This is a genomic window from Enterococcus sp. NBRC 3427, assembly GCF_007996925.1.
Taxonomy (GTDB): domain Bacteria; phylum Bacillota; class Bacilli; order Lactobacillales; family Enterococcaceae; genus Enterococcus_B; species Enterococcus_B lactis.
In genome coordinates, this window is record NZ_BJLL01000027.1 from 1 (window position 1) to 14238 (window position 14238).

The window sequence follows — 14238 nt, forward strand, 5'->3', positions numbered from 1 at the left end:
GAAGTTACTTCAGGAACACCGTGAATCAGAGGTTGTGAAAAAGCTGTTTATTCAAAAAAAGGATTGTGACAACAATTTTGTCACAACCCTTTGTAGTAATTGGAAAAAACGAATAGCTTTATTCTGCACGCAAAGCGATAGCGGCGTCTTTTTTCGCTGCCATTCGTGCAGGAAGATGACCGCCAAGCATCGTCAATACAGTAGAGACAATCACTAGAATGATCGCATGGACAGGATTTAGTTGCGCAACATTTTTTAGATCCGTCATGCTGTACAAGATGCTATTGATAGGGAATGTAGCTAGCCAGGCAATAAACACACCTAGTATCCCAGAAGAAATACCTAAAATACACGTTTCTGCGTCAAATACGCGAGTGATGTCTTTTTTCCGTGCACCTAAAGCTTTTAGTACACCGATTTCTTTTGTCCGTTCAATCACAGATGTATAAGTAATGATACTGATCATGATCATACTTGTTACTAAAGAGATCCCTGCAAAAGCAATGAGGACATAAGTGATAGCATCCATCAATCCGCCAGTCAGTTCAGTCATCGTTCCAGCTAAATCAGTATAAATGATTTTATCTTCATCTGATTTGCCTTTATTGTAATCATCTAAATAATCCAAGATTTTTTCTTTGTCTTCAAAATTGTTCGGATAAATCATGATACTTGAAGGCAAGCTGTCTCCACCTAAATAACTAAGCAATGTTTGTTTGGTATTTTCGTCAACTTTTTCAGTAGTTAAGACATTTACATCACTGTCTTTTTGGGCTTTGACGATTTCTGATTCTTTGTTCTCATTGACGATTTGAGTCGTTAATTGATCACTATAAGCGATTCCTGGCGATAAGAGATTCATTGTAGAAGAAGACTTCACGCGTAGGATTCCTGAAATCTTCAATTCATCTGAAGAATTCTGGTACATCGAATCATAATCTGTATTAGGAATGAAATTCCCAGTTGGAAGTTTTGTATAGTAAGTATTGTTGTTTACTAACTTGAATGTTGTACCGACGATATCATCGAAATCAAGTTTTTCGTCTTCCTTCACATCAAATCCAAGATTTTTCAATGCATTGATATTAGTATTATTGTTGCCGTCTACGATCAGCACGACATCTGTTGCTGAGGCTGGATAACTTCCGGCAAGTAAAGAATAATTGTCTTTTAAAAAGTTTTCTTTGCTAGTGTCAAGCTGTGTAGGGAAACTTGACACTCCCACACCTGTCATTGCTGACATCGTACTAGACAAGGAAAGAGATTCCGTATCAGGGTTTTGATTCGAGAAGCTGACAGGCTGTACTTTGCCATTTACATCACGTAAAAGATTGATTCCTGTTGTACGAGTAAACCCAATATTATTACTTAAATTAGGATCGATGTCTGTTACATAATCGACGTATGTTTGATCGATTTTATTCGTATGCTGTGCTTTGTCTTCTTCGCTGACTTTTGCTGTGATCGTTTTGCTGTCTGGATAATCTGCTTTGCTTGCGCCCAATCCAGCATCGTCACGGGTCTGGTTAGTTGTTACCTTAGAAATAGTGATTGGAAATTTCGCCATCGTTTCAGCTTGCGTGTTATCGATTTGCTTTTGGAAACCAGAAGAAAGGGAAAGGACGATCGCGATTCCGATGATCCCGATACTGGAAGCAAAGGAAGTCAAGAAAGTACGTCCTTTTTTTGTTCGGATATTGTTGAAAGAAAGCTTCAACGCTGTCCAAAAACTCATCTTCGTTCTGCGTAGGTTAAATTGATCATCCTTTGGTCGTTCGATGTGAGGATGGGAATCCGTTAAGATCTTACCATCAGAAAATTCAATGATCCGGTCTGCATATTGATTGGCCAGTTCAGGATTATGTGTGACCATGATTACTAATTTTTCTTTCGATAACTCTTGGATCAGTTCCATGATCTGAATACTTGTTTCTGTATCTAAAGCTCCGGTTGGCTCATCACACAAAAGGATATCTGGATCATTGGCTAGTGCTCGAGCGATTGCTACCCGCTGCATTTGTCCACCAGATAGCTGATTTGGCTTTTTGTGCATATGATCTGTCAAGCCGACCCGATGCAAGGCATCTTCTGCCCGTTTTCGTTTTTCGTCTTTAGAAACACCACTTAATGTCATCCCAAGTTCAACATTTTCAATAATGCCTAAATGACCAATCAAGTTGTAACTTTGGAAAATGAACCCGATAGAATTGTTTCGGTAGGCATCCCAGTCGCTGTCCTTGAAGTCTTTAGTAGACTTTCCGTTGATCACCATATCACCGGAATCATAATTATCTAGTCCACCAATCACATTCAGCATAGTCGTTTTACCAGAACCACTAGGACCTAAAATCGCTACGAATTCTTTTTGTCTGAAAGCGACAGACACACCATCCAATGCTTTAGTGGTGGTTTCGCCGACTTTATAATATTTTTTTATATCTTTTAATTGAAGCATAATCACCCTTCTCCCGTATTGAAATATTCGGTATACTAATAAGTATATCAGAACAATAATCGTAGTATACGAAATAAATGTTAACTGAAGATGAACTGCAAGAAAAAATCTAGAAATTTTTCAAAAAACAGAGGGAGAACAATGAATCGTATTTTAATAGTAGAAGATGATCCGCAATTACAGTTGCTTTACCGTTCTGTGTTGGAACGAGCGGGCTTTTCAGTTATCACTGCACTGAATGGAGAGGATGCGCTGAAAAAACTAGAAACGACACGTATAGAATTGATCATTACAGATATCATGATGCCGAAAATGGATGGCTATGACTTGCTAGACTCATTACGTAGCACCAGATTTGACACACCTGTTCTAATGATTACAGCAAAGACCGATTTTGAGGATAAGAAACGTGGGTTCAAATTAGGAGCAGATGATTATATGACAAAACCCATCGATGTCAATGAGATGATCCTACGTGTGGAAGCATTGCTTCGACGTTCAAAGATCAATTACAGCAGTAGCTTGATGATTGGACAAACAAAATTAGAGCTGGATACTTATACAGTGTTACAAGATCAGCATTCGTTGATTCTGCCTCAAAAAGAATTTCTGCTTCTGTATAAATTACTGTCTTATCCCAACAAGATCTTCACTCGCCAACAGTTGATGGATGATATTTGGGGATTAGATACGAATACAGAAGAACGAACGATCGATGTACATATCAAACGTCTAAGGACCCGTTTTGAAAAGACGGAAGATTTTCAAATCATGACAGTACGGGGATTAGGCTATAAGGCGGTTATTTAAAGATGAAAAAAAAGCTATTTTCACAATTATGGATCTATTTTGCTAGTATCGTCTTCATTTCGATCTTAGTGACACTGCTGTGTTTTCTCGGTTTTATTTTCTTATTGTCTCGGCATTCTATCTCACCTGCTGAATCGGCTGGAAAACCAACGCTATATCCGTTATTCGTCTTTGCAGGGTTCAGTATGGTCGTGGGTACAGGAATATCGATTTTTGTTGGGCGGCGTATTCTGCATCCAATCAGTGCACTAGGGACAAATATGAGTCTGGTAGCAACGGGAGATTTTTCAATTCGAATGGATGAACAGCAGAAAGTAGCAGAAGTACAGCAACTGTATAAAGATTTCAATGTTATGGTCCAAGAACTCAATAGTATCGAAACATTGAGGAATGATTTTGTGTCCAGTGTATCCCATGAATTCAAAACACCATTAGCAACGATCCAAGGATATGTACAATTGTTACAAGCCCCAAATCTCTCTGACGAAGAACGCCAAATATTTTTATATCGGATTATCGAAAGTATCACGCAGCTTTCACAATTAACAGAGAACATCTTAAAATTGAACAAACTGGAAAACCAGCGTATTCAACTGGAAAAGAAAGAGTACCGATTAGATGAACAAATTCGAGAAGTAATCGTTTTTTTGCAGCCTAAATGGGAGAAAGAACAGCTAGAATTGGATATCGAACTTGCTGCAGTAAATTACACAGGCAATGAAGAGTTTTTGTACCAAGTGTGGTTGAATATTATGGATAACGCCATAAAGTACAATCAAGTCAATGGACAGATTCATATCAAACTATTTGAGACAGCCACAGAGATTGTACTGGAAGTGACCGATTCAGGTGTAGGAATGAATGAAGAGACCAGAGATCGAATGTTTGAAAAATTTTATCAAGGAGATACAAGTCGTCAAATTTCTGGGAATGGGCTAGGACTTTCACTGGTCAAAAAAATTCTAGAACTGCATGATGGCCGTATTGATTATAGCAGTATCGAAGGAGTAGGAACGACAGCAATGATACGGTTAAGTAAACAATAGGAAAAAGAATAAAACCCCTAAAAATTCTATTGAAGGTTTTTAGGGGTTTTTAGTCGTTTTTTTGTGATTAGGGAAATGTTCTTACGGTTCTTTTGGCATAAAAATCGCTGCTTTCTTATTGAACTACGAGAAATGTTAGAGGTGTCATTGAAACAAGGACATGATGCAAGAAAGAGAGCGAAAGTCATGAGTCGCTCTCTTTTTTGATGGATAGATAGAAAATGAAGGGCTTAGTTCTCTTCTTGTCTCAAATACTCCCAAAATGTGTCTGAAGCCAAAGAATGTTCACCGATTTTACGCGTAAATGCGAGATAACTTTCTTTTGTTGGAGAGATGGGGAGGATCACAGTATTTTCTTTTAACAGATTTTTGACTGTTTTTTCCATAACAATAGCAATCCCCATGTCATTTGCAATCATATTGATGATCAAGTCGATCCTTGATCCTTTATAAGAGATTCTCGGTTCAAATCCAGCTTCGCGACACAAGTCCAGCACAGGTTGATACAAGTTCGTAGTAGGGCCAAGAACCAAAAAATTCTCCTTTTTCAATTCACTTAGATCCAATTTCTTTTTAGCAGCTAAAGGATGGGTTTTAGGCAGAACTGCTACAAAATCGTCTGTTTCAGTAGGTAGCCACTCAATCGAACTTGGTGGGGCCTGAAAGCTTCTGGCAAAGTGGATCGTATCACTATGTTCATTTGTATCGTCATAAGTCAGTTCGATACTTTCCACTTCTTTCAACTGGACCGTAAATTCAGGATGGCGTTTCAAAAATTCGGTAATTTTGGAAAAGCCTTGGTAATTGATCATGGTTGGTATCGTTAAGATATTTAATGAAAGATTGTTTTCTTGCGTATAGGTTTCAAGCACTTCTTGCATGGCATGGTATTGTTCTACGACATTTTTTACATAAGGGAGCAACAAGCTTCCAGCTTCGGTCAACTCGATTTTTCTATGGGCACGTTCGAATAATTTGACGTCTAATTCTGTTTCTAACGAAAGAATCTGTTTAGAAATGTTTCCTTGGGTGGTGAATTGTCGTTCAGCAGTTTTGGTGAAATTCATTGTTTCGGCTAAATCAAGAAAAACTTCAAATTTATGGATATCCATCATATTCCTCCTACTTATTCCAATAAAGAATACTTTAACACAAAAAATGAATTGGTGTAACCTACTCTGTCTGGTACAATCTTTCTTGCAGTGAAAGCAATGATTGCAGAAAATTTTCTGTAATGATTTTCGCTTTATAGAGAAAGAGAGGAGTTTTTTTGATGCCAACTGGAGTTTTGATCAATGTAGGTTCCGTTTTGCTTGGCGGACTAATTGGCGGATTAGTAGGAAATAAATTAAGCGAACACTTTAAAGCACAGCTGACGATGGTTTTTGGCGTGTGTTCGATGGGGATGGGGATTTATTCCATTGCGCCAATGAAAAATATGCCAGCTGTTATTTTTGCTTTGGTGATAGGAACAGCGATTGGACTGATTGTTCATTTAGGTAATGGGATAAACAAGGGTGCTGCATTGATGCAAGTACCTATTTCTAAAATCTTCCCTAGCGAAAAGCTTGATATGACCCACGATGAATTTATCAGCACATTAGTGACGGTCATTGTTTTATTTTGTGCAAGTGGTACGGGGATTTATGGAAGCTTAGATTCTGGGATGACTGGAGACAGTACGATTTTGATTTCTAAATCTGTCCTTGATTTTTTCACAGCAGCAATTTTTGCATGTAATTTAGGATATGTCGTTTCTGTAGTAGCGATTCCCCAATTCATTATTTTTTATATCTTGTTCTTATTAGCAAAATTTATTTATCCATTGACTACACCAGATATGATCTTAGACTTTAAAGCTTGCGGTGGATTCTTGATGGTTGCTACCGGTTTTAGAATGATCAACGTGAAAATGTTCCCAGTAGCTGACATGATACCAGCGATGATCGTTATTATGCCACTAAGTTGGATGTGGACGAATTGGATCATGCCACTGTTATAATAATAATCAAAGAGAAGCCATTTTTTGCTGACTAAAAGGGATCGAACCTTTTAGTCAGTTTTTTTGTATTTGACAAACTGATTTTGAAACTATATTATATGATGTATAATATAGATTGGAATAAAATATTACACTTGAGAATAGAAGGTGACGTAATGCACATCCAGATTCCAACTGTTCTTCTTGATGGCACTGTGTTAGCAGCATTAAGCAAAGAAGATATGTATGGTTATGCCTTAACAAAAATCGTACAAGAAAGTCTCTCAGTCAGTGAATCTACACTGTATCCGGTTTTGAGAAGATTGAAAAAAGAAGGGTATCTTGAGACCTATGATGAACCTTTTGAAGGCAGGAACCGTCGATATTACTCGTTGACACCAATAGGAAGTCGTCATTTAGAAGAAATTATTGATGAATGGATTGTTTTTCGAGATTCTTTAGACCGGTTATTGGAGGAGAGCACAAATGAATGATTATTTGAATGAAGTTGTGGATCATCTTCAAGAAATTCCTGAAGACGATCGTTTTGATTTGATCCAATATTATGAGGAATATTTTTTAGATTCCGGAAAAACATTAGATCAGGTCATTGATGAATATGGTACACCAAAGCAGTTTGCTTTAAAATTAAAAATCAGTTACTTTTCAGAAGAAGAACAAGCAGAAGATGAGTTAGTGAGAAGTCCAAAAAGACAAATGCGTCTGATTTGGTTGATTATTATCGGTTTATTTGCTTCTCCTGTCCTCATTCCACTAGCATTGGGGTTTATATTGGTTATTGGGGGACTATTGATTGCTTTGCTGGCGCTCATTTTTAGTATCTATGTCCTATGTATCAGTATCTTAGGTATTGGCTTATTCATGATCATCTCAGGAATCAGTGTGTTTGGTCAATCGATTCTGAGTGGGTTGTTCTTTATCGGTGTCGGTCTGTTCGCCACGGGAAGCGCAGTATTTATTTCGCCACTGTTGCTGAAAGGAACAAAAGGGCTTTTTTATGTCATGATGAACTTTGTTAAATGGATGGGACGGCGTTTTATTACAAAAAGAGATCTGCATTCAGCGGGCGTTTGAAGGAGGACAGATAAATGAGATTAAAACATTTTTTGATTACCGGTATTATCCTGATGGTTACTGGCGGACTCCTAGCAGGTGCAACTTATACATTAGGTGCTCAAAAGAGTCTGACTTGGGATAATGGCCCTCGATTGATCGATATGGTGACGGAGACGAAAAAAATCAAAGAGGCAAATAAAATCGTCATCCATGCAGAACATCAAACAGTGTCAGTTATACGCGGATTGGATTTTGAGATAAAAACGACCTACGATAAGACAGAAAAGCCAGAAATAAAGGAGAAAAATGGTGTATTGACCGTGAATGCAGTCAAAAAATCAGAAGGTGCGATTATTAGTTTGGAAGACACCAGTGCACAAATCACTATTGTTGTCCCTGCAGATCAGGAATTATCTGAATTGACGATCGAAGGGAATAATAGTGCGATCGACATCAACGAAGTATCGATCAAAAAAGTGAATACTACGACACACGATGGTTGGGTATCATTCAATGAATTTACGGGAGGAACAATAACGGCGAAAGATGAATTAGGTTCTCTTCGTTTAGATGAAGTCAAGGTGGATAACTTGACCGTCATAGGTGAAAGCAGCAATTTACATCTAGAAGACAGTTTGATCAGCAAAGAAGGAAAAGTCACTCTAAACAGTAGTAATTTATCTTTGCATGAGATGGAAAACAGTGGCTATACTCTCCAAACATCTGGTGAATCTCATATTGAAAAAGACTACCAGCCAATAACAAGTACTTTGTTAGATCAAGGACAGAAACGGCTGAAGATCACTGCCAAAGATACTTCTATCAATATCACGACAGATCAAGAGGACAATGAAACAGATTGATCGAGCCATCAACTGGATATTTTAAGAAAAAACAGCAAAGATCGGAAGGATCTTTGCTGTTTTTCATCGCGTAACACACATAACTATAGTAAAATAAGTAAGAATATATCTATAAAGAAAACAGGGTGAAAAGTATATGAAGGCAGAAGAAGGTCAAAGAGAAAAGTTAAAAACAGAAATGGAAAGATTACATACTTATATCACTCAACTAAGTCAAACCTTCTATGATCCAGATAAAGAAAAAGTGATGGTCAACTATCCGAACAATTCAGAAGGTCGTCAATTAGAGCAAGTGTACCATGAAGTTTTCAAACATTTATTGACGGTGAAGAAAGAACTGGACTATTATTCTTTACCGATTATCGATACAGGAATATTGAAGTATGATGGGGAGAAGGAACGATTTATCTTTAAATCTGTTCGGGAAGATTTGCCTCTTTCAGCAGGGATGGATCTAGAAATCTTGGTAGAAGACTATTTTACAGAAGAAAAACACTGGGTTCGAACAAGATTGGATTATTTGCCGCAAGCAGCCGGAGGAACACAGGCAAGCGGTTGGTACATCACTGAAGACAAAGATTTGGAACTAGAAGGTGCAATGGCGCGAATTCGAAAAAAAAATTAAAAAGCAACACTATATATATTGAAGGATAAAGGAGCGCAGAAAGTAGAATGAGAGAAAAAAGAGCAATTTATATCAATGGTTATGCAGGAATTGTCGGTTTGGTCGTATTAGCTTTAGTTGGTTTATTTTTCTTCTATTTAGGCATGTGGCAAGCGAAAGTTTGGGCACTATTTTTAAGTATTTTTCTTTGGCTGATCGCGTTACTGTTGCTAAGTTCGGCAACTGTAGTCAGCCCTAATCAAGCAAAAGTGATTTTGTTTTTTGGACAATATTTAGGTACGATCCGGGAAAATGGCTTTTTCCTTACGATCCCTTTGGCACAAAAAATGACTGTTTCGTTGAAAGTTCGGAATTTCAACAGTTCTGTTTTAAAAGTCAATGATTTAGACGGAAACCCCATCGAAATCTCAGCGGTAGTCGTGTTTAAAGTCATTGATACAGCAAAGGCATTATTCGATGTAGCGTATTATCAAGATTTTGTAGAAATTCAAAGTGAGACAGCCATCCGGCATATCGCTAGCCAATATCCGTATGATACCTTCAATGATGATGATTTGACGCTTCGAGGAAACACTACGGCAGTGTCTGACGAGTTGAAAAAGGAGTTGCAAGAGCGTTTAGCAGTAGCAGGTGTCGAAGTAATCGAAACACGTTTGAACCATTTAGCCTATGCAACAGAAATCGCTAGTGCCATGCTGCAACGTCAACAAGCAAGAGCTATTTTGTCTGCTCGGCAAACCATTGTTGAAGGAGCTGTCACGATCACTCAAATGGCTTTGGAGCAAATCGAAGAAGGACAAGAAATTAATTTCACCGATGATCGGAAAGTCCAATTAATCAACAATTTACTTGTCTCAATCATTACAGATAAAGGAACGCAACCTGTTATCAATACAGGCGACATGAAAGACCGTAAGTGACATACTTTTTTTAAGATAGGAAGAAGGAGTTTAGGACGGATTATTGTCTTGAACTCTTTTTTAGTTGTTTAAAGAAAATGACAAAATTGAAAGAAGAATGATAGATGATTCGAAGGCAGAATTGTTCGTTTTTTTCTATAATCAATATATAAAGTAAGAGAGAAGGGGAAAAAGTGAAAAAACTTCTGATCGGACTACTTGTTTTCATCGTTGTGGCACTTGCAGGGGTGAAAATCGCAGATTACGTAGTTATGGGCGGAGAAGAATACTATGTACAGATTACGACAGATGGTGCAAAAACAGTATCCAAAGCAGACACTGGACAAGAAACAGTCAACTATAGATATATCCTGCCTGGTTATACGAAAGAGGGTAAGGAAAAAGAACTAGATTTCAATGGGCAATTGACTCGACCGCTTCGTAAAGGAGCATATTTAAAAATCACCTGGAACAAAAAGAAAGGTGTCACTTCATATGAAGAAGTCGAAAAAAAAGATGTGCCGAAAACAGCACTGGAAAAACTAATTAAAGGGTAGGGAAAGAAATGAACAAAATAGTCGAAGTTCAGAATGTAACAAAAGTATACGGGAAAAACAATGAGAAAAAGACGCAAGCATTAAGCGGCATCAGCTTCGATGTAGAAAAAGGTGAATTTATTGGGATCATGGGCGCTTCTGGTTCTGGTAAATCAACGCTTTTGAATATTTTATCCACATTAGATAAACCAACAGACGGGCATATCCGAATCAATCAAAAAGATGTGACGACATTAAAAGGAAATCAACTAGCAGATTTTCGTGCGAATGAAATCGGCTTTATTTTCCAAGATTTCAATTTATTAGAAAGTTTGACAGCACAAGAAAATATCGCTGTTCCTCTTTCTTTACAAGGTGTCAGACCAAAAGAAATCAAGCAACGTGTCCAAAAAATTGCAGAACGTTTATCGATTGCTCATATTTTGGAAAGCTATCCTTCTGAGATTTCCGGTGGACAAAAACAACGGGTCGCTGCTGCACGTGCATTGATTACCCAACCAACGATTTTATTAGGCGATGAGCCTACAGGTGCGCTGGATTCTAAAAGTGCCCGTGATCTTTTAGATACGATGGACGAATTGAATACAAAAGATCATGTATCGATTCTTCTAGTGACGCATGATCCGTTTTCTGCAAGTTATTGCCAACGTATTTTATTCATCAAGGATGGCGGTATCCATCAAGAAGTGAAACGTGGAGAGCAAAGCCGGGATTCCTTCTATCGTGAAATACTATCTATTCTTGGAAACTTGGAACAGTAGGGGGAGATTGACTATGCTTTGGAAATTATCACTTACTGGGATCAAGAGCCGTTTAAGAGATTACTTGGTATTATTCTCAGGATTAGTTATGGCATCTGCTATTTTTTACATGTTTGAATCAATGGCAAGCAACGAAGCCTTTTTGAAAAGTAATACGATCGTTGCAGCTACAGTTATCATTTTCCGATTCGGTTCTGTTTTGCTAGGGATCATTACCTTCGTTTATATTTTATATGCGAATTCTTTTTTGATGACGATGCGGCAAAAAGATTATGCAATGTTTATGATGCTAGGAGCAAAAGGCAGAAAAATCGCACAGATGATTTTTTCTGAAACATTCTTAGTAGGAATCGCGGCTACTTTAGTGGGTTCAGCTGTCGGTGTAGGATTGACAAGTATTGTCCACCAATTATTAGTGGATCAGTTAGATATCAATATTTCGCATTTTACACCTTTTAGCATTCATGGATTGTTGATCACCGTTTTGTTTTTTGCTATTTTGTTTTTATTAGCAGCTATTGTCAATGCTTTTTCAATTGTCAAAAAACCGATTTTAGCATTGATTCGTGCGGATCAGACACCAACAAGAATCAAGCAGCATAAATTCTTGTTCTTCCTTGAAGTAGTACTAGGGATTGCTTTTCTAGGCTGCGGTTATTATATGATGAAGCACGTGGGGCACCTATCAAGTTTTTGGTATAGGAGTAGCCTTAGTTACGATCGTATTGGGAACTTATTTCATTTTCCATTCTGTGATCATTTTCTTTTTATCATTACTAAAGAAATCAGAACAGATCTCGTTGAAGAAATTGAACAATTTCACATTGTCACAGTTAAGTTTTCGTATTCGTGAATATACACAAATGCTCTCCATGGTTGCTATGCTGTTTGCCTTAGCACTGGGCGCTTTGACGGTAGGATTAGGTTTTAAAAATGAAATTGCAGACTTGACAGAAAATAATTCTGGGTATGATCTAGTGATGAATAATCCTCGGGCAGAAGATCAGCAAAAAATCAAAGAACTTTCACCAACACTTTCTGCTTCTTATACTCAAAAAGAAGATGCGGGAACGATTTACTATAATGCAAGTGAATTTGCAGCTCAACCATTGGTCATGATAAAACATGAAGATGGAACACCGCCGAAGATCACGAAAGAAAAAGTTCCTGCTGAAAAAATGAATGAACTGACTGTACAAGACGAGCTTCGAAGCTATGAATTGCCGGAACAGCAAGAAAAAGAAATCAAGGTAGTCAGTCAAACAGAATTTAATCAACTGAACTTGCCACAATCCACTTTACAGCTAGTTCAGGTAAAAGACTTCCAAGCAAACTTGGAACCAATCAAAGCACTGGCTACACAAAATAAAACAAACAATCCATCTTTGCAAAAAGTAGAGTACAGCAACCAGAAGTATGAAATGTATGAAGTATACAATAGTCTATTCTCTGGTTTTGAATTTATGGGATTCTTCTTAGGTTTAGCTTTCTTAACTATGCTTGCTAGCTGTCTGATGTTCAAGATCTTGTCAGGAAGCAAGAGTGACATCGCTCGTTATGAAATGCTTGAAAAGATAGGAACACGACGCGGATTGCTTAAACAATCGATCCGTAGAGAAGTAGGTGTGTTATTCTTAGCACCAGGAATCTTAGGTGTAGTCCATGTCTTATTCGGATTACAAATGTTTGGTCTATTCATGCAAAATCCATACAAAGATATTTGGGTGCCATTTACGATCTTCTTCGTATTGTATTTCATCTACTATGTACTGACGACATGGTTGTATACGGGAATCGTATTGAAAAAGAGGGTGTGAAAAAGCTGTCCTGTATCAAGTAATAAGAACAGCCAAGCAAAAATAGCTCCTCCTATTTTTCGTTTAGTTGGGCTTATTACCGCAGATGCAAGCTTTTGAACACCGTTTGTTCAGAAAGAGGGACTGTGACAAGGTTTTTGTCACAGTCCCTCTTTCGTGATCTTTTATTAGAATATAGTAAATTTTTTCTCGTTACTCACGGAATAAGCTGTTAAGAAAACGGTTTCCATGTATACTGGAATCAGTACAAATGAAAGAAAAGAGGGTGCAAGTAACATGGAAATCAATGAACAAAATTTTGGCGGAAATTATCACTTGATTACGATCACGAATCAAAATGGGACATCTTTGTCTGTCAGTGATCTAGGTGCACGAGTCGTCCATTTTCAAACAATGATCGATAATGAAAAACGAGAGTTGGTTTTAGGATTTGATGAAGCAAAAGAATATCTGGAAAAAGATCCTTATATCGGAGCTTCAATCGGACGTATGGCTGGACGGATCACGAATGGCACATTCAAATTAGATGACGAAACATTCAAAGTAAAAACAGACCCAGATACTGGCCATTGTTTACATGGCGGTGCACCTAGCTTTGAAGCCAAGCAGTGGCATTATACAGTTATTAATGGTGAAAACGAAGCCTCGGTCATTTTCTATCAGACTAGTCCAGACATGGAAAATGGATTTCCTGGCACGTTAGACGTAGAAGTACGGTATACACTGACGAATGATGATACATGGCGAGTGACAGTCCAAGGGATCAGTGACCGGAAAACGGTATTCAATCCGACGAATCATGTTTATTTCAATTTAACTGGTGATCCAGCACAGCCAATCGACGAACATACGCTTTGGTTGAACAGCCGATTATTCGCTACCCTCAATAAAGATACGACGCCTACAGGAGAAGTGGTTTCAGTAAGCGGTACAGCATTTGACTTTCAACATCCTAAAAAATTAGGTGAGGTATTCGCCAGTGATTTTCGCCAATCAATGATGGTAGGCGGTATCGATCATCCATTTTTATTGAAAAAACAACCCGATCTGCTAAAGGCAGCGGAATTGATAAGCCCTGATGGAAAAGTGTCAATCCAAGTAAAAACGGATGCTTCAGGAATTGTGATTTTTACCGCAAATTTTGGAGAAGATGGGCCAGAAATGCGCGGAAAAAAATTAGTAGATCATGGCGGTATCACATTTGAGACTCAAGAACTACCAGGAGCAGAGCGACTTGAAAGTTTTGGAGATGTCACTCTGGAACCTAACCAAGTACGCGAATTTGTAACGGAATACAAAATAAATAAATATAAAGAAATAGAATAAATTAAAAAAGGGGATGTGACA

Annotated in this window: 13 protein-coding genes and 1 pseudogene; 12 read left to right on the forward strand and 2 right to left on the reverse strand. The window is 37.9% G+C overall.

Annotation, left to right across the window (positions count from 1 at the left end):
- Positions 1-118 precede the first annotated feature (118 nt).
- Positions 119-2455 (reverse strand): ATP-binding cassette domain-containing protein, encoded by a 2337-nt coding sequence (locus tag ESP02_RS07500; protein WP_002373291.1) that lies wholly within the window; start codon positions 2453-2455, stop codon positions 119-121.
- A 141-nt stretch (positions 2456-2596) separates the two neighbouring features.
- Between ESP02_RS07500 and ESP02_RS07505 the strand changes: the two genes are divergently transcribed.
- Both ESP02_RS07505 and ESP02_RS07510 read left to right on the forward strand, forming a co-directional pair.
- Positions 2597-3265: a response regulator transcription factor gene (locus ESP02_RS07505; protein ID WP_025478404.1), complete on the forward strand. Its 669-nt coding sequence runs from the start codon at positions 2597-2599 to the stop codon at positions 3263-3265.
- Positions 3266-3267: 2 nt separating this feature from the next.
- On the forward strand, positions 3268-4311 hold the full coding sequence (locus ESP02_RS07510) for an ATP-binding protein (RefSeq protein WP_002373288.1): 1044 nt from the start codon (positions 3268-3270) through the stop codon (positions 4309-4311).
- Positions 4312-4541: 230 nt separating this feature from the next.
- On the opposite strand, the gene ESP02_RS07515 is transcribed toward ESP02_RS07510, so the two are convergent.
- The gene (locus ESP02_RS07515; protein WP_025478403.1) at positions 4542-5423 is read right to left on the reverse strand and encodes a LysR family transcriptional regulator; all 882 of its coding nucleotides are present in this window, start codon (positions 5421-5423) and stop codon (positions 4542-4544) included.
- Between the two features lie 161 nt (positions 5424-5584).
- On the opposite strand from ESP02_RS07515, the gene ESP02_RS07520 reads away from it, so the two are divergent.
- The 10 genes and pseudogenes from ESP02_RS07520 (at position 5585) to ESP02_RS07565 (ending at position 14217) form a co-directional block, all read left to right on the forward strand.
- Positions 5585-6313 carry a DUF554 domain-containing protein gene (locus ESP02_RS07520; protein WP_038398423.1) on the forward strand — a complete coding sequence of 243 codons (729 nt, stop codon included), beginning with the start codon at positions 5585-5587 and terminating at the stop codon, positions 6311-6313.
- A gap of 155 nt (positions 6314-6468) precedes the next feature.
- Positions 6469-6786 (forward strand): PadR family transcriptional regulator, encoded by a 318-nt coding sequence (locus tag ESP02_RS07525; RefSeq protein WP_002293224.1) that lies wholly within the window; start codon positions 6469-6471, stop codon positions 6784-6786.
- Complete coding sequence (locus ESP02_RS07530) at positions 6779-7387, forward strand: DUF1700 domain-containing protein (RefSeq protein ID WP_002373283.1); 609 nt, start codon at positions 6779-6781, stop codon at positions 7385-7387. Before ESP02_RS07525 ends, ESP02_RS07530 begins: the two co-directional genes overlap by 8 nt.
- Positions 7388-7401: 14 nt before the next feature.
- The gene (locus tag ESP02_RS07535; RefSeq protein ID WP_038398424.1) at positions 7402-8232 is read left to right on the forward strand and encodes a DUF4097 family beta strand repeat-containing protein; all 831 of its coding nucleotides are present in this window, start codon (positions 7402-7404) and stop codon (positions 8230-8232) included.
- A 136-nt stretch (positions 8233-8368) separates the two neighbouring features.
- Positions 8369-8857 carry a DUF5348 domain-containing protein gene (locus tag ESP02_RS07540; protein ID WP_002373281.1) on the forward strand — a complete coding sequence of 163 codons (489 nt, stop codon included), beginning with the start codon at positions 8369-8371 and terminating at the stop codon, positions 8855-8857.
- A 47-nt stretch (positions 8858-8904) separates the two neighbouring features.
- The gene (locus ESP02_RS07545; protein WP_002293231.1) at positions 8905-9777 is read left to right on the forward strand and encodes an SPFH domain-containing protein; all 873 of its coding nucleotides are present in this window, start codon (positions 8905-8907) and stop codon (positions 9775-9777) included.
- Between the two features lie 173 nt (positions 9778-9950).
- Positions 9951-10313 carry a YxeA family protein gene (locus ESP02_RS07550; RefSeq protein WP_002373280.1) on the forward strand — a complete coding sequence of 121 codons (363 nt, stop codon included), beginning with the start codon at positions 9951-9953 and terminating at the stop codon, positions 10311-10313.
- Between the two features lie 8 nt (positions 10314-10321).
- Positions 10322-11074: an ABC transporter ATP-binding protein gene (locus ESP02_RS07555; RefSeq protein ID WP_002373278.1), complete on the forward strand. Its 753-nt coding sequence runs from the start codon at positions 10322-10324 to the stop codon at positions 11072-11074.
- 13 nt (positions 11075-11087) lie between these two features.
- A pseudogene (locus ESP02_RS07560) lies at positions 11088-12891 on the forward strand (FtsX-like permease family protein).
- Positions 12892-13167: 276 nt separating this feature from the next.
- The gene (locus ESP02_RS07565) at positions 13168-14217 is read left to right on the forward strand and encodes an aldose epimerase family protein (RefSeq protein WP_025478402.1); all 1050 of its coding nucleotides are present in this window, start codon (positions 13168-13170) and stop codon (positions 14215-14217) included.
- Positions 14218-14238: the final 21 nt, after the last annotated feature.

What these genes read in the sequence shown, in the direction of transcription:
- ESP02_RS07500 (WP_002373291.1), bottom strand. Translation starts at nt 2,455, where the DNA reads ATGCTTCAATTAAAAGATATAAAAAAATATTATAAAGTCGGCGAAACC.
- ESP02_RS07505 (WP_025478404.1), top strand. Translation starts at nt 2,597, where the DNA reads ATGAATCGTATTTTAATAGTAGAAGATGATCCGCAATTACAGTTGCTT.
- ESP02_RS07510 (WP_002373288.1), top strand. Translation starts at nt 3,268, where the DNA reads ATGAAAAAAAAGCTATTTTCACAATTATGGATCTATTTTGCTAGTATC.
- ESP02_RS07515 (WP_025478403.1), bottom strand. Translation starts at nt 5,423, where the DNA reads ATGGATATCCATAAATTTGAAGTTTTTCTTGATTTAGCCGAAACAATG.
- ESP02_RS07520 (WP_038398423.1), top strand. Translation starts at nt 5,585, where the DNA reads ATGCCAACTGGAGTTTTGATCAATGTAGGTTCCGTTTTGCTTGGCGGA.
- ESP02_RS07525 (WP_002293224.1), top strand. Translation starts at nt 6,469, where the DNA reads ATGCACATCCAGATTCCAACTGTTCTTCTTGATGGCACTGTGTTAGCA.
- ESP02_RS07530 (WP_002373283.1), top strand. Translation starts at nt 6,779, where the DNA reads ATGAATGATTATTTGAATGAAGTTGTGGATCATCTTCAAGAAATTCCT.
- ESP02_RS07535 (WP_038398424.1), top strand. Translation starts at nt 7,402, where the DNA reads ATGAGATTAAAACATTTTTTGATTACCGGTATTATCCTGATGGTTACT.
- ESP02_RS07540 (WP_002373281.1), top strand. Translation starts at nt 8,369, where the DNA reads ATGAAGGCAGAAGAAGGTCAAAGAGAAAAGTTAAAAACAGAAATGGAA.
- ESP02_RS07545 (WP_002293231.1), top strand. Translation starts at nt 8,905, where the DNA reads ATGAGAGAAAAAAGAGCAATTTATATCAATGGTTATGCAGGAATTGTC.
- ESP02_RS07555 (WP_002373278.1), top strand. Translation starts at nt 10,322, where the DNA reads ATGAACAAAATAGTCGAAGTTCAGAATGTAACAAAAGTATACGGGAAA.
- ESP02_RS07565 (WP_025478402.1), top strand. Translation starts at nt 13,168, where the DNA reads ATGGAAATCAATGAACAAAATTTTGGCGGAAATTATCACTTGATTACG.